This window comes from Tenacibaculum sp. Mcav3-52 (assembly GCF_022347665.1).
Classification (GTDB): Bacteria; Bacteroidota; Bacteroidia; order Flavobacteriales; family Flavobacteriaceae; genus Polaribacter; species Polaribacter mesophilus.
In genome coordinates, this window is the sequence record NZ_JAKRGE010000002.1 from 339,069 (window position 1) to 358,953 (window position 19,885).

The window sequence follows — 19,885 nt, forward strand, 5'->3', positions numbered from 1 at the left end:
CTTGAACTTTTACTTTTTAACAATTTTTTTTGTAATACTTTTTCCTTTATTCAAATGAATATGAACAAAATACATTCCTACTGCCATAGTACTCATATCTAATTGAATGCTATTACTTGTTACTTTAATGTTTTTTAATAAAACTGAATTTGAATTGTATAGTTTTATAGAGTGTAGATTATTTAACAAATCATCACTTAAATTAAGAATGGTATAATCTGATGTTGGATTCGGGTAAATATGTACGTCATTATTGAAAACCTCTTTCTCCTTTTCTACATCTTCCTTTTCTTCTTTCTCATCATCATTACTCACAATTATTGAAGAAGGAGTTTCATCCTCTTCTTTTACTTTTTTAGCAGCTGGAGGCGAACAATATGAAGGGTCCCCACAATAAAAAGTTTGTGTTTGATTTCCAGCTACATCATAAGATACAATTAATTTCGATTCATTGTTTATTCTTAATAAATCTTCGATTGTTGGTTCATTACCTGTTATTCTATCTATTCTAGGGGCATAAAAATATTGTCTATCTAGTATATTTGTATCATAATACAAATATGAACGGTGTCTTAAAGCTGTTACTGTATTTTTAAGCTTATAATCAGTTATTGTTCTTATTTTTTCTCCTGTAGTACCGTCATAAATACCACCTGTATTTGTTGTTCCTGTATGACTACTTTTATGAACGTAGCCTACAATTAAATACCATCTATTTAATTTAGGTAAATCACCAGACCAGAAATAAGGGTTTTTATTATATGTCCCATCAAGTTTTAAAGAACCTTCATTATTGGCGTAAAAACCTAAATAAGTTGACCCATAATTAGAATTTGTTTTTTTTATCCATACACTAAAACGATAAGACACATCATCTGATGCATTAATCCATCCAGTACTCCAACCACCATCAGCATCGCTAGCCGATCCAGGAACAGCTTTCCATAATACAACTTCTTCTCCTACATGATTTTTTCCTAACTCTCTTACATTTTCATTTTCAGCTCCATTTCTAGTAAACCCTGAAGTACTACCTGTTCCTACAGCCCACTTAGAATAATCTAACATATTTGATGGATCATTACTTTTATTTAATCCTAACAGTTCTTGAATAGATGGTTCATTTCCATCTACTAACTCCATTCTTGGTGCGTAGAAATACTGACTATCAGAGGTGTTTGTGTCATAAAATAAATATGTTCGATGCCTTAACTTTGTTGTAGAGGAAGAAAATTTATAATCAGTAATATTCACAACTTTATTTCCTGTGAGAGGATCATAAATTCCACCGTAGTTTAAACCTGAATTATAATTGCTTCCATGAACATACCCTACTAACATATACCATTTATTGAGTTGGGGTAAATCTCCTGCCCAAAAATAAGGATTCTGCCTTATGTCTCCATTTAACTTTAAAATGGTATAATTTTGTAGACTCATATCTGAGCTACTTTGCCACTCTTGACAACCAAAATAACTACTCCCATCATTTGAGTTTGTCTTTTTTAACCAAACAACTAAGCGATAGGTTTTTGTATGATCTATGTTTGAATAAGAAGAGTTCCAGCCACCGTCAGCATTACTAGAAGCATCAGGGGTAGCTTTCCATAGTAATACACTTGCTCCTTCAGGTCCAATTCCATATTCTCTACTATTTTCTGAAGTAGTACCATTCTGACTAAAACCTGATACAGAACCTGTACCAACTGTCCACGAACTAGTATTCAGTAAGTTTTGAGAATTTGCAGTAAAAAAAGTTATACAACAGAGTATAACCACATAAGGTAGTCTTGTTTTCATAGAATTTTTTTTAAAAAAATCGGTATAAATGTAATATTATTTTCAAAAAAAACAAATTTATTTTCATGATAAACAGCAACTTACTAACAAGACACACTATAAAGGTATTTGTAATCATGAAAAACAAAGAGGTTCATACTTTTAGCTACATCTACTATTTCAAACCAAATAGAGATGTTTTTAACGTTACAGTAAAGGAAGGTATATTAAATTGTAGTATAACTCTTAAAAGATAATTTTTAACTCATTGAAGTAATTTGTTATTTCTTTTTAACACGCAACTTCTCCACCTCTTCGATAGTAAGACTTGTGGAGTCTGCAATGGTACCTGTATCAATACCTTTCCTTTTCAAGTTTTTAGCTATTTCTATTTTTTCATTACGTTTAGCAATTTCAGCAGCCTCTTTTTTAAGACGTTGCTCTAGTACATATTTAGGTACGTATTTAGTACTTTTCTCTAACTCTTGTAAAAGACCAGTATTAGCAAAACTCAAATAACTTTTATCAGAAATAATTAAATGATCTATTACATGTGTATTTACTATAATACCTACTTGTATCAACCTATCTGTTAGGTTTTTGTCATTTTCTGACGGAGTTAACTCACCGCTTGGGTGGTTATGACATAACATTATTTTTACAGCTCTTTTTTGCAATGCAAGACTAAAAACTTCCATAGGTTCTACCAAAGTAGCATTGATAGTACCTAAGCTTATTAACTCAATAAAAAGAATACGGTTGTTGTTTTCTAGCCCTATAACCCAAAAGTGTTCACGGTTTTGGTCTATCTTACTTTCACGAAGTAATATTTTTTTGCATTATTCCGTAAATATCATCGGAATTTAAGATTTTTATCTTTTCTTGTTCTGTCAATTTTATATCCATAAAAACAAAAATAAGATTTTATTTTGTTTCTTTTTACTGTAAATTATACTCATTAATTATTGTGTATAATAGTGCCATTCTTATCACAATAATTAGTTATTGTTATTTTTTCTCTTAGGATTGCATCATTTTATTTATACTCTTACGTGGAGCATATTAATATCATTTATCATAGAAACTATTCCGTAAGTTGGTTTACATATGTAAAGAATATAACTTTTATGTTTTCTTGCGCTTTTTGCGTGTATGCTCTTTTGTGTTGCTCTAAAAATCATCAAAAGTATAGCTAATACCATTTAAAAAACTATAAACAAACACATTACATATGTTTTAAAAACATAATTTACAATTTTGCGTTTATCGTTGCTCTTTTTGCTTAATCCTGAAATACATTTACCGCATTATTTAATTCTTCCTTTTTTTGAGGTTTCCTCATTGATTGGTTTTCTCTTGCTTTTAAAACTCTGTTTTAATTATTATGATGTATCATAACAGTTAATGCAATAGTAAGTCAGTTTGTACATAGGTGTATAGTTCCTGTAGCATAATTATCCTTTTTATATTTCTTGGTAGCCGTTGTAATTTTCTTTTGACAGATGACTTTGCACTTTCTTGCGTTTTTTATTCAATTTGCGCAATTAACGCAAAACGTAATAATTAACTTAATTAAGAAAGAAACTAATAATTAAATTTTTGTTGCTGTGTTGAACAATAACTATAACCCTATATAAAAGAAGGGTTACAGATTCAACAAAAAATCAACAGTTGGTCAACATGCATTTTTTGCGTTTTGTGTTGACTAACTGTTGAACTCTTGTTTACCTCTGAATGTTGCTATTTTACTCACGAATGAGTTACTTTGTCAACAGTCAACGAGCTGTCTATGAAATCACTTTTTAAAAACTCATAGTACCTCTCTTTTTTTATTTCAAAATCAGCTATTGTTTTTTGTGAAGTATTTAGAGTAAAATAGAATTTTTTATAACTTCCATTAAAAGGCTCTAACTTATAATCATTTTTCAAGCTTTTTGATATTTTTGACCGAGTGGTTCTTAATCCTTTACTTAACTTTTCAAATAAATCTGTTGCGGTGTAACGCAAAACATCAACTTCAAACGCAATGAAATCATCTGTTATAATTTCTTTATTTCCTGACTTAAATATGTTTTGTTTCCTTTTACAACTTTATCTAACGCAGGCGTATAAATCTGTTGTTTTGTAAACCACATTCTTGTTTTTCTTTCTGAAACAATTTTTCGTTTATTCAAGAAATGCAAAAAATGAGGAATTTCTTTTTTTAACTTCTCCAACATATCTACATCTTCAACTTGAAAAGAGTTTACTTTAATTACCCAATAGCGAATTTCGTTTTCATCTATTTGAATAAAATTTTCTTCATTATTAGAACACAATATAAACTTACCAAAGAAATTGGTTTCTAATTTGTCTTTTCCTTTAGATTCAATTTTATACGTGCCCGCAGTAGAAAGGTTTTTAATTCGCTCACTATCTTCTCTTCTATCTAAAAGAACTTCATCGACTGAAATAATTAGTTTAGATGCCCAGTCGCTATTAAATCGACTTCTAAAATCCTCATTTTTATTAATAGTCATATTACCTTGAAATATAAGTTTCAACCATTTTAAAAATGAAGTTTTCCCTGTGTTCCGAGAATTGCTAACCAAACATAAAACAGGTAAAATTTGCGTTGGAATTTGCCATAATAATGTAAGATAATCTAAACCTAACTCATATTGTTCTCCAAGAATATGTTTCAAAAACTCCTTTGTTTTATCAAACTTACCTTCCTCTAAATTATATTCTAACTTTTCATATTGATTATAAAAAGAATTTATCTCTTGTTTATAATTTTGATGATCTGGGATAGTAATAAAGCCATCATACTTCTTGATTGATTGCAAAAAGTCTTTGCCTTTATCTGTAATTATTTCACCTTTTGACCATTTAAACAATGTTCTATTTACGTCTCCACAATAAAGCGGTACACTACAGATCTTGTAATAATCTGTACCTATTCTAACATAATCCATAACAACCTATAGTTTAAAGTTTAGCACTACTCTATTAGGACTTACATCATGTTTCCAGTCGAAAAAAATATTTGCTACCGTTAATGACTTATCTTTTTTAAAATTAGAGTCAATTTCTTGTTCTAAAAGTTGCCATTTAAACCTCGGATTATTTCCTATCAAACCTTTAATCTTATCTATTTCATTAGTATAAAATTCTAAATGTTTACTTAACAGAAAATCTGATACTCTGTTGACTTTCAATTTGTACATTTCTGACTGAAGATTATCAGCTATAAGAATCAAATTATTATTAAAAAACTCACTTTGCATATTAAAATCTTCCATACTATCTACGATATTTCAAAGATTTAACCTCCTTTAATGTATTCTCCAAAGCTTCAAGGTTTATAACAATTCTTCTTCCTATTTTTGAGGCATCAATAACTCCTTTTTTAATGTAGTTTCTTATCGTAAGTTCTGTAACGTTTAACCTTTTTGCTGCTTCTTTAACCGTTACATTTTCTTTTTTTGGATTTAACTTACTGTTGATTAAATCTTCTAATGGATTGATTCTTGTTGATACTGCTGTATCAATTAAACCTATAAGTTCTTCTGGTGTTGTTACTATTATATTTTTCAGAATATGTTTTTTTATTTTAATTAATATTTAAAAACATACCATATTCAGTAATTACTAATATTCATGGATTGAATATTTATGTTTTATTACCGCAAAGATTATTGGTTTAATGGTAAAATTAAAGAAGATAGAGTAAGCTCGGGGGAAGCTTGGAGCAAAACAACAAATTAAATTTCAACAACTTAAACAATATTTAATTAATAAAATCAGTAACTTTTGGAGTAAAAAATTATATTTTTGAAAGCTGATTGTGTAAATATTGTGAGAATACTTTCAGTTCATAGGCTTCATATTTATCTATTAAAATATTTAATTTATTTCTCTTTTCTTTCTTCGAGACACTATAGTAATCATACCCTTTATGATATTTTTCATAAACAGTATCTTTAACTTTTTCGAGTCTTTTATCTGTAAATACCCCACAAGAAATTTTTAAAATTAGAGTTAATTCATAAACTGATAACTTCTTTTCTTGTGATCTTTCATGTTTAAACAAATAATGTATTAAAATAAATTTTTCCTCTTCGGTAAAAGGATTTTCATGTTTTTCTTTATTCAAGTTAACATTCTTTGTTTCTGCTTTTTATCAACTTCTTGTAAAGTAAAGTTTTCTTTATTTTTATTTTCAGAAGTTTCTAAATGCTTTTTACTTATAGTCAATACATTTAAATCATCTTTAATATACTTTATATTAAAAAATTCATTTGCTTTTTCTTCATCTAATAAAGAATAAAAAAGCTTTCTGTTTTCGTTCAAAAAGCTTCTATAACTATGAAGAGTTAAGGACTTTGAAAAACACTGAATGAAATGACTAAAGTTTTTATACTGAGAACACTTTCCATTACTTAAAAAATATTGATACACATCTCTGTTTATTATATTTTCTACTCTATTAAATTTATACTCTTTACCATACATATAACCTAAGGATATACCAGTTAAAGATGATTCCTTCATACCTATATTATCCTTTTCTTTAAGATTATTAACCCTTCTTTGAATTTCGCTGTTATACTTAGAGTATAAATCATTTGCCATTTCAGGAGATCCATAGTCTTTTTCAATTCTTTCTGTAATAACTTTTTTAAAAGCAGAAAGTTCTTCATTGTATAGTTTTATAAACTCTTTTCCGTAATTCATTTTTTACTATTCTTTTAAAATTTTATATCAAAAGTTTCATTTACAGCATCTTTAACATCTTCATTTGAAACTTGGTAATATTGATTTAGTGTTTTCATATCATTATGTCCAGAAATTTCCGCTATTAGTTTATCACTCTTACCATTTCTTTTCATCATAGTAATAAAGGTTCTTCTAGCTGTATGAGAGCTTATCCTTTTATAAAATGGCTTTTCTTCTCGAAGTATTTCTTTACCTCTTGTAGATGTTTTTATAACATTATGTGTATATCCAGCTTTTTCAAAAACTTCTTTTACATAGTCATTAAATTTTTGATTACCTATTAGAGGTAAGGTATAATCATACTTGTTTAAAATATGTAAAGCGATATTGCTAAGTGGTATTTCTCTGCTTTTTTACCAGAGCCTTTTTCTTCTTTAAGTAATAGTATTTTACCGTTTATGGTATTTTTTGAAACAAACTTTAACTCACCAAAGCGCATTCCTGTTACACATGAAAAAAATAAATATGTCTTTAACTCGTTCTAATTTTTTAGACGGCATTTCCTTTTTTAATAGAAGTTGTAGATCTTCTTTTCTTAACGCAATTTGATTGGTTGTTACTTTTGGTTTCTTTTTAAATTTTATAAAATCTGCTATAGGTATGACCATTTTTTAAAGCCCAGTAAAGAAATGTTTTAACCAATCCAACATTTCTAGTAAAAGTATTATTGATATGCCCTCTATGAACCATGCAAAAATCTGTAAACTCAGTATAAAACTTTTGATTTATGGTATTAAAAGTGATTTTATAGTTTTTTGTTTTTTCAAAATCTTCAAGTAGTGATTTAATATTATAATATCTCTTAATAGTAGCTTTAGACCATTCTTGATTTTTTTGCTTGAATAACATAAACTCATCATAAGCTTCATAAAACTTATTTTTTCCTTTAGCTACTCTTTTGAATTCCTTGTCAAATTCTTTTCTTACTTTTTCAACAGTTAATTCTTGATTTGTGTTTTTAAAAGTTTCAGTTACTTGTATAAAAAAGTTAGAATATCGATCAAGTTTCCTTTTTATTGTTCGATGAGAATTTGCTTTTGAAGTTCTTCCTGTAAGGTTATTTGGCTGTCTGTTTTTTATATCCAATTCTTTTGGATGGATAAATTCTCCTGTTGAGTATACAAATCTTTTACCCTCATTTTTAAAATAGGCTTTCAAATAAATAAGTGTTAATCCATCTTTACTTTTTTCTTTTAGATTGAATGTATATGTCATAGCTATCAGGTGTCAATTTAGGTGTCAATTTAGGTAGTATTTAACATCTATTTCAGCATAAAAAGAAATATAAAAATTTTACAAATTCAGTATTAATAGTAGTTATAGCGTGGGTTAAGGTGTAATAAGGCAAAAGAAGGTCTATTCTCGGCGTCTCCACAACAATCCCTTACAAGTCTAGTTTTGTAAGGGATTTTTTTATTATAAAGCTCATTTCTACGCTATCTATTATGCTAAAATTAACATGCGTATCCTTATATTTTTTTAACGTTTACTTCCTTATACAAAATAAATTATTGAGTATTTTTACGAGCTGATTCTTTAATTGATTAAAGAACTTAATGTTTTTTAAAAGGAGATATTCTAAACTAAAAAACAAAATCAACCTAATTTTTATTATTCAAATTATATTATGAAAAAAACAAGTCTTTTTTTAATTGCTTTTTTAATCTTACTACCTGCTTCATTGTTCGCTAATGAAGGAATGTGGTTTTTAATGCATATTAAGCGTTTAAACGAACGTGATATGCAAAAAATGGGACTTCAACTAACCGCTGAAGAAATTTACAGTATCAATAATCAAAGTCTCAAAGACGCTATCGTTCAATTTAACGGTGGTTGTACAGCTAGTATTATTTCTGATAATGGATTAGTACTTACAAATCACCACTGTGGTTATGACGCCATTGCAGAATTATCTTCTGAAGAGCAAAATCACCTTAAAAATGGGTACTGGGCTAAAACATTAAAAGACGAGCTTAAACCAGAAAGTCTTTTTGTAAGATTCTTTGTGAGAATGGATGACGTTTCTAAACGTATTTTATCTAAAGTAAACGATTCTATGACAGAAAAAGAACGTGAAGCTGCTATTAACAAAGAAATTGCAAAAATAGAACAAGAAAATAATGAAGGTGGTAAATATACTGTTTCTGTACGTTCTTTTTTCCAAGGTAATGAATATTACTATTTTGTATATGAAGATTATAAAGATGTACGATTAGTAGGTACACCTTCTGATAAAGTTGGTAAATACGGTGGAGACACTGATAACTGGGAATGGCCACGTCACACAGGAGACTTTTCTTTATTTAGAGTATATGCAGATGCAGAAGGAAACCCTGCAGAGTATTCTGAAAACAACGTGCCATTGAAAGCAAAATATCACTTACCTGTTAACATTAAAGGGGTAAAAGAAAATGATTTTGCTATGATTTTAGGATACCCTGGTAGAACAAACCGTTGGATGCCTGCAGAAGGAATCGAACAAAACGTAAATTACGCATATCCTGCTTGGGTAGAAGGATCTAAACTCAGCATGGATGTAATGAAAAAATACATGGATAAAGATGCATCTATCAATTTAATGTATGCATCTCAATATGCTAGAATTGCCAACTATTGGAAAAACAGACAAGGTATGATTGATGCTTTAACAGCTCATAAAACTGCCGAGGCTAAACGTAACGTAGAAAAGAAATTTGACAAATGGGCTAACAAAAAGTCTAACAAAGCTACTTACGGAGATGTTGTTACTAACATCAATAATTACTACAACTTAACCAACAACAAAGCAAAGCATGATAATTACTTAATGTTATTATTACGTTCTAGTAAATTTGCAGTTTTACCATATCAAATAGGTAAAGGATTTGAGTCTTATATTAATGCTAATGAAGCTGCTCGTAAGAATTTAATGCCTCGATTGAATGCTTTTATAGAAAGTAACTACACAAATTATCATTTACCTTTAGAAAAAGAAATTTTAACTGAGCAACTAAAGTTATATTCAGCTAAAGCAAATTACGAATTACCAGAGATTGTAGCTAAAATTGCTAAGGATGATAATTTTAACGACTACGTAAATTCTATTTTTGAATTAAGTATTTTTACATCTAAAGAGCGTGCTACAGCTTTCTTAAAATATCCTAATAAAGAATTGTTAGCTAACGATCCTTTATACATCTTATCTTCTCAATTACTAGATAAGTATAGAGAGCAACCTGAAAACTTAGTACAACCATTAAACGATTATCAAAAATCATTTAGACTATTAGTAGATGGTTTACGTAAGTCTGGTCTAAGCAACATTAAATATCCAGATGCTAACTCTACTTTACGTTTAACTTACGGAAAAGTAAGGGCTTTACCTAAAGATTCTAGAAACGACGCTAGCATTAACAACTACACAACGTTAAAAGGAATGGTTAAAAAATATAAGCCAAACGATAGCGAGTTTGATTTATCTAAAGATATGTTAGATATCTATGAGAAAAAAGATTACGGAAGATATGCTAACAGTAAAGGTGAATTACCTGTAAACTTCTTATCTGATAATGATATTACCGGTGGAAACTCTGGTTCTCCAGTATTAAACGGAAAAGGTGAATTAATCGGGCTAGCATTTGATGGTAATATTGAAGCGATGGCTGGTGATGTTATTTTTGACAAAAACCTACAACGAACTATTAATGTAGACATTAGATATGTACTTTGGTTAATTGATAAGTATGCTGGTGCTAAACGTATTGTAGATGAACTTACTATTGTGAAATAAAGTATAACACTGACACGAACTAAAAAAACGTAGCTATTTCTTTAGCTACGTTTTTCTTTTTTAGATAATTCATGATTTTTTTACACATAAGATATTTCTTTTAATAAACGTTTTATAAAAAAATCATATTTAAAATATTTACTAACTAATATAACTAACCTTAAAAACTTATAGTTTCTCCATCATCAGGTACATATACTTTTTTAGACAAATCTAAATTTAACACTTCTGCTCTCAATTCTTCACGCCTTGTAGGGCAATGGTTTACTGCCTCCATATGATTGGCGATGACTTTACCTGGTGCATTTTTAGCAAATTTTAAAATATCATCCATAGTCATTAATAAAGGTTTAAAAATATCAAACTGAGCCGACCCTGCTGCAACTACGCTAATATCTGGTTTATAGTTTCTAAAAACTTTATCTACTGTATCTGTATAAACAGTATCGCTACTTAAATAAATTGATGGTTGATTAGGTAATTGTATAAAAAATCCCATAACATTACCTGCTGGTTTGGCTACAAAACCATAACCATGTTTTGCCGGAATTCCTTCTATACTACCATCTAAAAATTCAGATTTAGTCCAATATTCAATAGTTTTTACAATGTTTAAACCTTTCTTTGAAAATGTTTTTTCATCTTTTACACTACAAAACACAGGGATATTCTTCTCTTTTAAGAAATCTTCTGCAGGTTTGTCAATATGATCTGGATGGTTGTGCGTTATAACACAATGCGTAATTTTATCTAAAAAGGTTTTACTAATTTCTGGTAATTCTACAATAGGATTTTTAACAGGTTTAAACCTAAAAAATGTAAATGGAGGCAAAGATCCTTTTGAGCCTAACATAGGATCTATTAAAATAAAATGACTATTAGCTTCAATAACCATTGTGGCATTTCTAAAGTGATGAATTTTCATAATGCTTAAATGTTTTTGCAAAGGTTACAAACGTATTACACTTAAGCATTGATTCAAATCAAGAAATGCGTTTTCGAATACGACTTAAAGTTTCTGGTGTAACATTTAGGTAAGATGCAATGTGGTATTGTGGAATATTGTCTAGCCAGTTAGGTCTATAAATAATTAGCTCTTTGTATAGTTCATCTGCTGTTTTAGTAATACGATTATATTCAAAAAGTTCTTTTTGTTTCAATAATCGTTGAAACGAAATTTCTATAAACGATTTTCCGCATTCGTAATTATCCAACAGCTTTCTAAAGGCACTTTTTTCAACAGATAATAGTTCTACTTCTGTTATGCATTCTTGGTTTTTGTTAGTAGAGATATTATTAATAAACGAACTTAAGTCTGTGATAAATTGTGGTTCGGCGTAAAAATTAATGTTGGTCTCCTTGTCTGGTGTAGCATAATACTCTCGCACCACACCAGAATTAAGAAACCTTAAATAATTTTCAGTGGTATTTGCAGCAAGAAGCATTTCGCCTTTAGCTACTTTTTCAACTTTAAATAAACCGAATAATTCTTTTAAACCTTCTTGATTCAGAGGGTATTCGGTGTTAAAAAATGCTTGTATTTGACTTAGTTCTGATTGCAAATCATTCTTATATTTTGATATGATCCTGATCTTTAAATTTTTCATAAAGACTAGGATAATTTGATTTAAATGTTTCCTTTATAAATTCCAAAGGTACATCATCAAAATGACCATAATCTTCTATATAGGTCATAAATTTATGGTCGTCTTTATTGTATTCTTGCAACACTGCATCTTCGACACCATTAAAATCTAAAACATCAACATTGTAAATGGCACACAGTTCTTTATTAAACGCAGGCGAACATTTAACCCATTTATCATTATAAAATACATCTACCAAACCATGAGGAGCTAATTCATTAGTTCCAATCACTTTTTCTAAGCGTTCTGTAGCAATATGGTTGGATACTTTGGCTAAATGTAATCTTGCAGGAATATTGAAGGCACGTAAACAAGCAATGTATAAAATAGCTTTATCAATGCAATGTCCATCTGGCTTTTTTGCTATATTACTAGCTTTAAAGTGCTCTTTAGTTAAACCAATATTAAAAGGTAAATAACGCCAACCATCTCTAACCTTTAGATATAATTGCTCTATAATATCTTGTTGAGAGGTAAAATGCTTAACGTCTTTTATAACATCTTCAATAACTGAACTATTATAATCGAAATAATAGGTTTTTTCGGTGTATTTCATATTACAAATTTATAACATTTCGCCTCTTGCAGGATAATCTGAAGACACAATATAATCTACAGCTTTTACAAATGAAGGTAAATAAGGTCTTCCCCAAGGATTACTATTCATAGCAGAATAATAGATTTGATTGTTATTGTCTATTAAAAAAAGTCCTGGTTCACTAAATGTGTTTGGTTCACCATCTTTTATACCTTTGCTTAAATATAACCCCCAGTTTTTAGCAGTTTCTAAATCTAAGTTATACCCTAATTTTAATTCTGATAGTTCCCATTTTTGACGTGATAAGCGTGCTCTAGACTCAGAATCCATACTTACAGCAATAACGTTAACGCCTCTTTCTTTAAATTCTGGTAATAACTCTTCTAATTGTTGTAAATATTTTTTGCACAATGGGCAATGTAAACCTCTATAAAAAACCACTAAAGTAAATTTTTCTGGTTGTTGATTGTTAATCTGCCATTCGTTACCATCTAATACTGGAAAAGTTAAATTTGGTGCTGTATGCTTTGGTGTTGGTCTGTTCATTTTATGTGTATTAGTTGTATTCTATTAAACGTGAAAACTTTCAATGGATTATATTTTTTGAAGTAACTCTTCATTTATATGTTTTTCAAATCTTACAAAGTCATTTTCAATCTCCGGATTTTTCATCACGTCGTAAGCAAAAAATGTTTTTAAAGGTTCTAAACCAAACCATTTAAAGTTGAGATGCATTGGTAATAACAAGTCGTCTTCACTTTTACCAGCAAAAAAAGGCTCATCAGGATTGTTAAAAGCCTCTTTAGGCGCATTTGCAGTTACTGACATCATGTATTTTCCGTTTAACAAACCACCTAAACCATAATTCTTTTTTGGTGCTTCAGAAGTACGACCATCACCTTGCGATAGTTTCCCCATCATACCTGCAGTGAATACATCATCCATATATTTTTTAAACGACCAAGTAATTCCCATCCAGTTTAAAGGCGTTTGTAAAAATACAACATCTGCCCAAAGGAACTTTTCTACTTCCTCATCTACATTATAGTCATTTTGAGTTACGGTAATCTTTATATTTAAGTTAGCTTCTTTTAATTGAGCTGATAGTTTTTCAATAAAAGATTGATTTAATTTTCCTTCTGCAAATGGATAATATTGATGACCATTAATGATTAAAATGTTTTTCATTTTTATAAAACTTTAAATTAGTATTGCAAAGAAACTAATAATAGTTTATTTTTGAAACCAAAATAATATAATCACATTAAATAGTGGTTACAAAATGGTAACTAATGGGAAGAAAAGTAATTGATAATCCAAATGTGTGTTCGTTAGTTCACGCGATGAACGTAATTGGAAATAAGTGGAAGCCTATTTTAATTTACTTATTAGCAAACGGAAGTTTACGCTTTGGAAAACTCTTAATATTTACTCCTACTATATCAAAAAAAGTGTTAACAGAACAATTAAGAGAGCTTGAGGAAGATGGTATCATAATTAGAAAAAAATATGCTGAAATACCACCACGAGTTGAATATTCACTATCTGAAAAAGGTGAAGCTTTACTGCCAATTCTTAAAAGTTTGAGTGAATGGACTCAAGATAGTTTTAAGGACATTGAGTTTGAAGCCTGTAGAATAGTAACTTTATAAAATACCAGTAAAATTACTCTAATACTCTTCCCTTTTTAACAACAACTTCTCTCTACTTAACAATAGCAGCCAACAAAATTCTTACGACTTCTTCAAACGGAGTTTATTCGTACTTTACTTTTAAAGACATGTTTTTTGTATACCCTTTTCTAGTTATTAAGCCGTCTTTCTCTAACTGTTTTAATTGAAGACTTAATGTATGTTATATAATGATGGAAGTTAACTCGTATAATTTGTTACAGCACTTTTTTCGTTCAAAAATAAATAAAAGATTATACTTTTCCTTTTACCTCCTATCAATTAAATAGTAATACTTGTAGAACTCTAAAGCTCTCTATAATTATACTTAATTAATCTTTTATTTTGCCTGCTCCAAATGCTACTATAATTTAATGTTCCAAAAACATTATACTATCATTAATTATAAAACTTTACTTTTTATAGTAAATTTAACATTACCTATAAAGCTATTAAAAATAGTAGCTAACAGTGTTTTTTAACATAAAAAACATACTATCATTTTTGACCGTTATTGCAAAAACCTTAAACTATCAATACTTTTGACACTATACTTTTGATAGTTTGAATTAAACAAATAAAAAACAATTAAAATGAATTTAAAAGACATATTAAATTGGAGATATACCACAAAAGAATTTGATCCATCTAAATCAATTTCTAAAGAAAATATGGAGCAAGTAAAACATTTACTACAAATGAGTCCTTCAAGTGTTAATCTTCAACCTTGGCACTTTATTATCGCTGAAACTAGAGAGGGTAAAGCACGTATTGCAAAAGGCACTCAAGGTTTTTTCCACTTTAATGAACCTAAAGTAACTAATGCTTCAGCTGTTATTTTATTTTGTGTAAAGACTAATGCTGATGAAGATTATTATAAATATATAGCGGAGGTAGATGATAAAAATGGACGATTTCCTAATCAAGATGTTAAAAATGGATTTATAGGCGCCGTTAAAACCTTTGCAGATATTCATAAATATGACTTAAAAGATCTTCAACATTGGATGGAAAAGCAAGTATACCTTAACGTAGGAAGTTTTTTGCTAGGTGTTGCAAGTTTAGGTATAGATGCCACACCAATGGAAGGTATAGATGTAAAAGCATTAGATGAAGAATTTGGTTTAAGAGAAAAAGGTTATACCTCATTAGTTGCTGTTTCTATTGGATACAGGGCAAAATCCGACTTTAATTCTACTGATAAAACTCCTAAATCAAGATTGTCACAATCTGAAGTTTTTACAGAAATCTAAAAATATTAAAATGATTAAAACTGTCCTGTTAGCTTCATTTTTTTTAATGTTTACAGTTAAAATCAATGCTCAGACTTCAACTATAGATCACACAAAGACTAAAAACGAAGTAGTAACCACTGAACAAATAGAATGGAGCTGGCTTAATCCGTTACGTGGAGACAAAAGTCCAGCTGCGGGAAAACTTTGGGGTGATCGTACCAAAAACGAACCTTCAGGTTTTTTAGTAAAATTTAAAAAAGGTTTTTCATCTCCACCACACATTCATAATGTCACTTATCGAGGTGTAGTTATTAAAGGGTTATTGCATAACGATGATGAAAACGCAAAAAAACAATGGTTACCTACAGGATCTTTTTGGATGCAGCCTGCAGGCGAAACGCATATTACTGCTGCCAATGCTGAAGACAATTTAGCATATATTGAAATTCAAGAAGGTCCATATTTAGTAAAACCTACAGATGAAGCTTTTGATAATGGTGAACGACCAATAAATGTAGACCAACACAACCTCGTATGGTTAAATGCAAACGATATTACTTGGGTTACAAATAAAAGTGATATTAAAACTGCATTTTTATGGGAAACACATAAAAACAATAAACTTCAGGCTATTTTAGTTAAATTACCTGCTGGTTTTAAAGGTAATATTAAAAACCTAAGCGAGAATTTTAGAGCTATAATAATAAAGGGTAAAATAGTGCATCAAATAGAAAATAATAAGGTTATAAATGTGCTTGAAGCAGGGAACTACTTTAGTTCTAAAAAAGGAACTAAACATACAATAGCTGTAAAAAACAACAAAGAGTCTATTCTCTACATAAGAAGCAACGGAGACTTTAAAATTCACTAACAAAAACCTAAAACACTAAATAACAGTGTTATAAATTTATTTTCATAATAAAAAAATATAAGAGCCACCAAATGTAAAACATTCTGTGTGGCTTTTATTTTTATAATTTATAAACTAGCTTAATAATTACTAAAAAAAATTACTCTTGCGCTTTTAGCATAAACAACAATGATTTTAAATTATTAACTTTATCAAAATACAATCATAAAAAACATATTTTCCAACATAAAACTAAATAAACTCATGAAAAAAGTACTTATTCTTTTTGCCCACCCAAAGTTTGAACAATCGAGAGTTAATTCAACTCTAGTTAATCGTTTAAAAAATAAAGTGCATGTAACTTTTCATGATTTATACGAAAACTATCCTAATTTTCATATTAATATACAGCGTGAACAAGAATTATTACTCCAACATGATATTATTATTTGGCATCACCCTTTATATTGGTACAGTAGCCCTGCTATTTTAAAACAATGGAAAGATTTGGTGTTAGAGTTTAATTGGGCTTATGGTCCTGAAGGAAAAGTACTTCATAACAAAACTATTTTTAATGTTATAACCACGGGCGGTTCTCGAGAGGTATATTGTACCGAGGGTTATAATACCTATACAATTAACGAGTTTTTAAGACCATATGAACAAACTGCTAAATTATGTGGAATGAATTATTTATCTCCATTTGCAGTAATGGGTACACATAATTTATCTGATGAAGATTTACTGGATTATACCAACCAGTACGAACAATTAATAGATTTATTACAAGGTGATTTTAATACAACGCAATTATCAAATTGTTCTTTTCTTAACGATTTAGAAATTTTAACAACCTAAGGTATGTCTGGAAATTTATTATTTGAAGCTATTGTATTTCTTGCTGGTGCTATTATTTGCGTTTCTATAGCAAAACGATTAGGGTTAAGTTCTGTTATAGGTTATCTACTAGCTGGTGTACTTATTGGTCCATATGTACTTGGCTTTATTGGTGAAGAAGGTGAAGATATTCTACATTTTGCTGAGTTTGGAGTAGTTGTAATGCTATTTTTAATAGGATTAGAAATTGAACCTAAAAATTTTTGGAATATGCGAAAAACTATTCTCGGTATGGGGGGAATACAAGTCGCTTTAACAATTGGCTTAACTTATATATTGTTTACATTTATAGGTTACGAATGGCAAGTAGCATTGGCCATTAGTATGGCTGTTGCTTTATCATCCACCGCAATAGCTTTGCAGACCATTAAAGAAAAAGGCCTAATGAATACTACTTTTGGCTCTAGCTCCTTTTCCATACTATTATTTCAAGACATCATTGTAATATTTATGATTGGTGCTTTACCACTATTAAGTAATTCGTCGGAACACACAAGTAATGAAGCTTCTCATTCAGCATCAACTTTAATTCAAAGTTTACCTATTGGTTTACAAACATTGGCAATTATACTTTCTGTTGTGATTATTATTTTAGCTGGTCGTTTTATAGTGGTACCAATGTTACGAAAAGTAGCTAAAACTGGCGTTAGAGAGTTATTAATAGCTTCTGCTTTTTTAATCGTTTTTGGAATTTCATACTTAATGGAATTTGTTGGTTTAAGCCCTGCATTAGGTGCTTTTTTAGGTGGTGTTGTTTTATCTACTAGTGAGTTTAAACACGAGCTAGAAAGCACACTAGAACCATTTAAAAACCTTTTACTAGGACTCTTTTTTATGGCGGTTGGTGCGTCTATTAACTTTGTAGTTATTGCGAATAGCCCGTTAACTATTAGTGGTATTTTGCTCGTTATTATTATTATAAAAGCATTGGTTTTATTTATTACAGGTCGTATTTTTAATTTAAAAATAGACCAAAATATACTGCTTACTTTTAGTTTAGCTCAAGTTGGTGAATTCGCTTTTGTTTTATTGTCTTTCGCCTTTCAGCTTAATATTTTAGAACAAGAGCAAATGGACATAATGTTAGTGGTTACCGCAGTTTCAATGTCCTTAACACCTATTTTAACAGTAGTAAACGAACGTTTAATTCTTCCAAGAATTGGCACCAAAGAATTTATTAAACGACCTATGGATCATATAGCTAAATCTCAAAAAGTCATATTAGTAGGCTTTGGTCAGTTTGGTAGTACTGTTGGACGTTTTTTACGTTCACATGGTGTTGAAACAACTATTTTAGATTTTGATTCTAATCGTGTTGATTTTCTACGAAAAATGGGGTTTGAAGTATATTATGGAGATGCAACAAGAGAAGATTTATTAGAGTCTGCTGGAATAGCTGAGGCTAAAATTTTAATTTGCGCTACTAATGAAGTTTCTGTTTCTAAAGCAATTTCAAAAATTGTAAAAAGAAAGTATCCACATATTGAGTTAATGGTTAGAACTAAAAGTAGATTTGATGCTTATGAATTACTTAATTTAAATGTTAATAATATTTACAGAGAATCATTAGATACCTCTTTAGCATTAGCAAGTGATGCTCTTAATAAATTAGGTTTCAGAAAATACACCTTAAATCGTCAGGTACAGAACTTTATTAAATATGATGAAGCCAGTTTAAAAAGATTAGCAGCAGATCCTAATAGAAATGAAAATTATATTTTTAAAGCTAGAAAAGAACTAGAACAACAAGAACAATTATTGGAAGATGATTTTAAAAGAGGAATTGTTGCCTTTGATAAACATTGGGATGGAGAACATATTCGAAATATATTAAGTAAAAATAAAAAAAGTAAAAACTCTTAATTTCTGAGTGCTTTATTTTGTGTGCATATAAAGTTAAATTTATCATATTTAACTTAGAATATAAAAGCCTTCGTTTTTTGAAACGAAGGCTTTTATACTTTATACTTACTTAAAAGTATAAATTTTATTTAACTCTTTTTTCATAACTAATAAGCTCTAGTAATTCATCCATAACGTCATTACAAATTACAACTGAATTATGAGTACAATTTTTTAGAGCAATTGGGTCAAAACCTTTTACACTTATTCTTGAAGGACTAAATTCTTTACTCTGTAAATGTGTATACATATTTAAGGCTGCTTTGGAACTAGCATAAGCAGTCATACAATAATTAGAATAACAAAATGACTCATCCGACATTTTATTAAGGTCTCCCATAGCGCTTGTAACATTAATAATTCTAGGGTCTTCACTTTTCTCAAACAAAGACTTTAATATTTTTACAGTACGCATTACAGCAAAAACATTCATCTCATAAAGAGATTTTACCTCTTCAATATTTATTTGTTCTATTTTCTGACCAAAACCATTAGCTTTTTCAACATTGTTAAACAATAAATCTAAATGACCAAATGTATTAATAATTGTGTTTTTTAACTCAAAAACACTTTCGTCAGATGTAAAATCTGTTCTAACTAATTTGTATTTATGCAAATCATCTGTCTCTATAGACAGGTTATCAAAACTATCTTGGGTTGCAGCTAGAATAACGTTGTACTCATTTTTAAGTAAAGTATTGGCAAAAGTTCTTCCTAACCCATTGCCAGAATCTGTAACTACTGCTGTTCTTTTTACATTCATACATTCTAATTTTAATAATCAAATTTAAATATAAATTAACTTATAAAATAACCACTTTCTTTACTAAGGCATTTA

Annotated in this window: 21 protein-coding genes; 6 read left to right on the top strand and 15 right to left on the bottom strand. The window is 29.3% G+C overall.

Annotation, left to right across the window (positions count from 1 at the left end; all coding sequences use genetic code 11):
* Positions 1-9: 9 nt before the first annotated feature.
* The 9 genes from MHM83_RS07535 to MHM83_RS07570 form a co-directional block, all read right to left on the bottom strand.
* On the bottom strand, positions 10-1,800 hold the full coding sequence (locus tag MHM83_RS07535) for a T9SS type A sorting domain-containing protein (RefSeq protein ID WP_159432106.1): 1,791 nt from the start codon (positions 1,798-1,800) through the stop codon (positions 10-12).
* A 260-nt stretch (positions 1,801-2,060) separates the two neighbouring features.
* On the bottom strand, positions 2,061-2,609 hold the full coding sequence (locus MHM83_RS07540; protein ID WP_370641932.1) for a JAB domain-containing protein: 549 nt from the start codon (positions 2,607-2,609) through the stop codon (positions 2,061-2,063).
* Positions 2,610-3,818: 1,209 nt separating this feature from the next.
* Entirely contained in the window at positions 3,819-4,736 is a 918-nt protein-coding gene (locus MHM83_RS07545; RefSeq protein WP_239179060.1) for a primase-helicase family protein, read from the bottom strand.
* Between the two features lie 6 nt (positions 4,737-4,742).
* The gene (locus MHM83_RS07550; protein ID WP_239179062.1) at positions 4,743-5,063 is read right to left on the bottom strand and encodes a hypothetical protein; all 321 of its coding nucleotides are present in this window, start codon (positions 5,061-5,063) and stop codon (positions 4,743-4,745) included.
* Between the two features lies 1 nt (position 5,064).
* Positions 5,065-5,385 (bottom strand): helix-turn-helix domain-containing protein, encoded by a 321-nt coding sequence (locus MHM83_RS16240; protein ID WP_083574755.1) that lies wholly within the window; start codon positions 5,383-5,385, stop codon positions 5,065-5,067.
* A gap of 202 nt (positions 5,386-5,587) precedes the next feature.
* Complete coding sequence (locus MHM83_RS07555) at positions 5,588-5,917, bottom strand: hypothetical protein (protein ID WP_239179064.1); 330 nt, start codon at positions 5,915-5,917, stop codon at positions 5,588-5,590.
* Positions 5,914-6,498: a hypothetical protein gene (locus MHM83_RS07560; protein WP_239179066.1), complete on the bottom strand. Its 585-nt coding sequence runs from the start codon at positions 6,496-6,498 to the stop codon at positions 5,914-5,916. The genes MHM83_RS07555 and MHM83_RS07560 overlap by 4 nt, the downstream gene beginning before the upstream one ends.
* Before the next feature lie 14 nt (positions 6,499-6,512).
* On the bottom strand, positions 6,513-6,881 hold the full coding sequence (locus MHM83_RS07565; RefSeq protein WP_317039776.1) for a tyrosine-type recombinase/integrase: 369 nt from the start codon (positions 6,879-6,881) through the stop codon (positions 6,513-6,515).
* Between the two features lie 232 nt (positions 6,882-7,113).
* Positions 7,114-7,755 carry a phage integrase SAM-like domain-containing protein gene (locus MHM83_RS07570; protein WP_239179068.1) on the bottom strand — a complete coding sequence of 214 codons (642 nt, stop codon included), beginning with the start codon at positions 7,753-7,755 and terminating at the stop codon, positions 7,114-7,116.
* Positions 7,756-8,167: 412 nt separating this feature from the next.
* Between MHM83_RS07570 and MHM83_RS07575 the strand changes: the two genes are divergently transcribed.
* Positions 8,168-10,309 (top strand): S46 family peptidase, encoded by a 2,142-nt coding sequence (locus MHM83_RS07575; protein WP_239179070.1) that lies wholly within the window; start codon positions 8,168-8,170, stop codon positions 10,307-10,309.
* A gap of 160 nt (positions 10,310-10,469) precedes the next feature.
* Here the strand turns inward: MHM83_RS07575 and MHM83_RS07580 are convergent, their stop codons facing one another.
* The 5 genes from MHM83_RS07580 to MHM83_RS07600 are packed head-to-tail and all read right to left on the bottom strand — an operon-like array spanning position 10,470 to position 13,681.
* A complete protein-coding gene (locus tag MHM83_RS07580) occupies positions 10,470-11,234 on the bottom strand; it encodes an MBL fold metallo-hydrolase (protein ID WP_073181528.1) in 765 nt (254 codons plus the stop codon).
* A 58-nt stretch (positions 11,235-11,292) separates the two neighbouring features.
* Positions 11,293-11,916, bottom strand: a complete 624-nt coding sequence (locus MHM83_RS07585; RefSeq protein ID WP_083574756.1) for a Crp/Fnr family transcriptional regulator — start codon at positions 11,914-11,916, stop codon at positions 11,293-11,295.
* Positions 11,879-12,511 carry a transglutaminase-like domain-containing protein gene (locus tag MHM83_RS07590; protein ID WP_073181530.1) on the bottom strand — a complete coding sequence of 211 codons (633 nt, stop codon included), beginning with the start codon at positions 12,509-12,511 and terminating at the stop codon, positions 11,879-11,881. Before MHM83_RS07590 ends, MHM83_RS07585 begins: the two co-directional genes overlap by 38 nt.
* Before the next feature lie 9 nt (positions 12,512-12,520).
* Positions 12,521-13,039: a peroxiredoxin-like family protein gene (locus MHM83_RS07595; protein WP_239179073.1), complete on the bottom strand. Its 519-nt coding sequence runs from the start codon at positions 13,037-13,039 to the stop codon at positions 12,521-12,523.
* Positions 13,040-13,087: 48 nt separating this feature from the next.
* Positions 13,088-13,681, bottom strand: coding sequence for an NAD(P)H-dependent oxidoreductase (locus tag MHM83_RS07600; protein WP_239179075.1), 594 nt, complete (start codon positions 13,679-13,681; stop codon positions 13,088-13,090).
* 104 nt (positions 13,682-13,785) lie between these two features.
* On the opposite strand from MHM83_RS07600, the gene MHM83_RS07605 reads away from it, so the two are divergent.
* The 5 genes from MHM83_RS07605 (at position 13,786) to MHM83_RS07625 (ending at position 19,008) form a co-directional block, all read left to right on the top strand.
* The gene (locus MHM83_RS07605) at positions 13,786-14,145 is read left to right on the top strand and encodes a winged helix-turn-helix transcriptional regulator (RefSeq protein WP_047788396.1); all 360 of its coding nucleotides are present in this window, start codon (positions 13,786-13,788) and stop codon (positions 14,143-14,145) included.
* A gap of 611 nt (positions 14,146-14,756) precedes the next feature.
* Complete coding sequence (gene nfsB / locus MHM83_RS07610) at positions 14,757-15,416, top strand: oxygen-insensitive NAD(P)H nitroreductase (protein ID WP_167713373.1); 660 nt, start codon at positions 14,757-14,759, stop codon at positions 15,414-15,416.
* 10 nt (positions 15,417-15,426) lie between these two features.
* Complete coding sequence (locus MHM83_RS07615; protein WP_047788398.1) at positions 15,427-16,269, top strand: DUF4437 domain-containing protein; 843 nt, start codon at positions 15,427-15,429, stop codon at positions 16,267-16,269.
* 243 nt (positions 16,270-16,512) lie between these two features.
* Positions 16,513-17,106: an NAD(P)H-dependent oxidoreductase gene (locus MHM83_RS07620; protein WP_047788399.1), complete on the top strand. Its 594-nt coding sequence runs from the start codon at positions 16,513-16,515 to the stop codon at positions 17,104-17,106.
* A 3-nt stretch (positions 17,107-17,109) separates the two neighbouring features.
* Positions 17,110-19,008, top strand: coding sequence for a monovalent cation:proton antiporter-2 (CPA2) family protein (locus tag MHM83_RS07625; RefSeq protein ID WP_239179077.1), 1,899 nt, complete (start codon positions 17,110-17,112; stop codon positions 19,006-19,008).
* A gap of 124 nt (positions 19,009-19,132) precedes the next feature.
* On the opposite strand, the gene MHM83_RS07630 is transcribed toward MHM83_RS07625, so the two are convergent.
* Positions 19,133-19,810, bottom strand: coding sequence for an SDR family NAD(P)-dependent oxidoreductase (locus tag MHM83_RS07630; RefSeq protein WP_047788401.1), 678 nt, complete (start codon positions 19,808-19,810; stop codon positions 19,133-19,135).
* Positions 19,811-19,885 lie beyond the last annotated feature (75 nt).

Bases quoted from the DNA above. Each gene is read 5' to 3' on its own strand.
- MHM83_RS07550 (WP_239179062.1), bottom strand. From the start codon at position 5,063: ATGGAAGATTTTAATATGCAAAGTGAGTTTTTTAATAATAATTTGATT.
- MHM83_RS07590 (WP_073181530.1), bottom strand. From the start codon at position 12,511: ATGAAATACACCGAAAAAACCTATTATTTCGATTATAATAGTTCAGTT.
- MHM83_RS07595 (WP_239179073.1), bottom strand. From the start codon at position 13,039: ATGAACAGACCAACACCAAAGCATACAGCACCAAATTTAACTTTTCCA.
- MHM83_RS07600 (WP_239179075.1), bottom strand. From the start codon at position 13,681: ATGAAAAACATTTTAATCATTAATGGTCATCAATATTATCCATTTGCA.
- MHM83_RS07580 (WP_073181528.1), bottom strand. From the start codon at position 11,234: ATGAAAATTCATCACTTTAGAAATGCCACAATGGTTATTGAAGCTAAT.
- MHM83_RS07535 (WP_159432106.1), bottom strand. From the start codon at position 1,800: ATGAAAACAAGACTACCTTATGTGGTTATACTCTGTTGTATAACTTTT.
- MHM83_RS07545 (WP_239179060.1), bottom strand. From the start codon at position 4,736: ATGGATTATGTTAGAATAGGTACAGATTATTACAAGATCTGTAGTGTA.
- MHM83_RS07630 (WP_047788401.1), bottom strand. From the start codon at position 19,810: ATGAATGTAAAAAGAACAGCAGTAGTTACAGATTCTGGCAATGGGTTA.
- MHM83_RS07620 (WP_047788399.1), top strand. From the start codon at position 16,513: ATGAAAAAAGTACTTATTCTTTTTGCCCACCCAAAGTTTGAACAATCG.
- MHM83_RS07560 (WP_239179066.1), bottom strand. From the start codon at position 6,498: ATGAATTACGGAAAAGAGTTTATAAAACTATACAATGAAGAACTTTCT.
- MHM83_RS07570 (WP_239179068.1), bottom strand. From the start codon at position 7,755: ATGACATATACATTCAATCTAAAAGAAAAAAGTAAAGATGGATTAACA.
- nfsB (WP_167713373.1), top strand. From the start codon at position 14,757: ATGAATTTAAAAGACATATTAAATTGGAGATATACCACAAAAGAATTT.
- MHM83_RS07575 (WP_239179070.1), top strand. From the start codon at position 8,168: ATGAAAAAAACAAGTCTTTTTTTAATTGCTTTTTTAATCTTACTACCT.
- MHM83_RS07585 (WP_083574756.1), bottom strand. From the start codon at position 11,916: ATGAAAAATTTAAAGATCAGGATCATATCAAAATATAAGAATGATTTG.
- MHM83_RS07615 (WP_047788398.1), top strand. From the start codon at position 15,427: ATGATTAAAACTGTCCTGTTAGCTTCATTTTTTTTAATGTTTACAGTT.
- MHM83_RS07605 (WP_047788396.1), top strand. From the start codon at position 13,786: ATGGGAAGAAAAGTAATTGATAATCCAAATGTGTGTTCGTTAGTTCAC.
- MHM83_RS07625 (WP_239179077.1), top strand. From the start codon at position 17,110: ATGTCTGGAAATTTATTATTTGAAGCTATTGTATTTCTTGCTGGTGCT.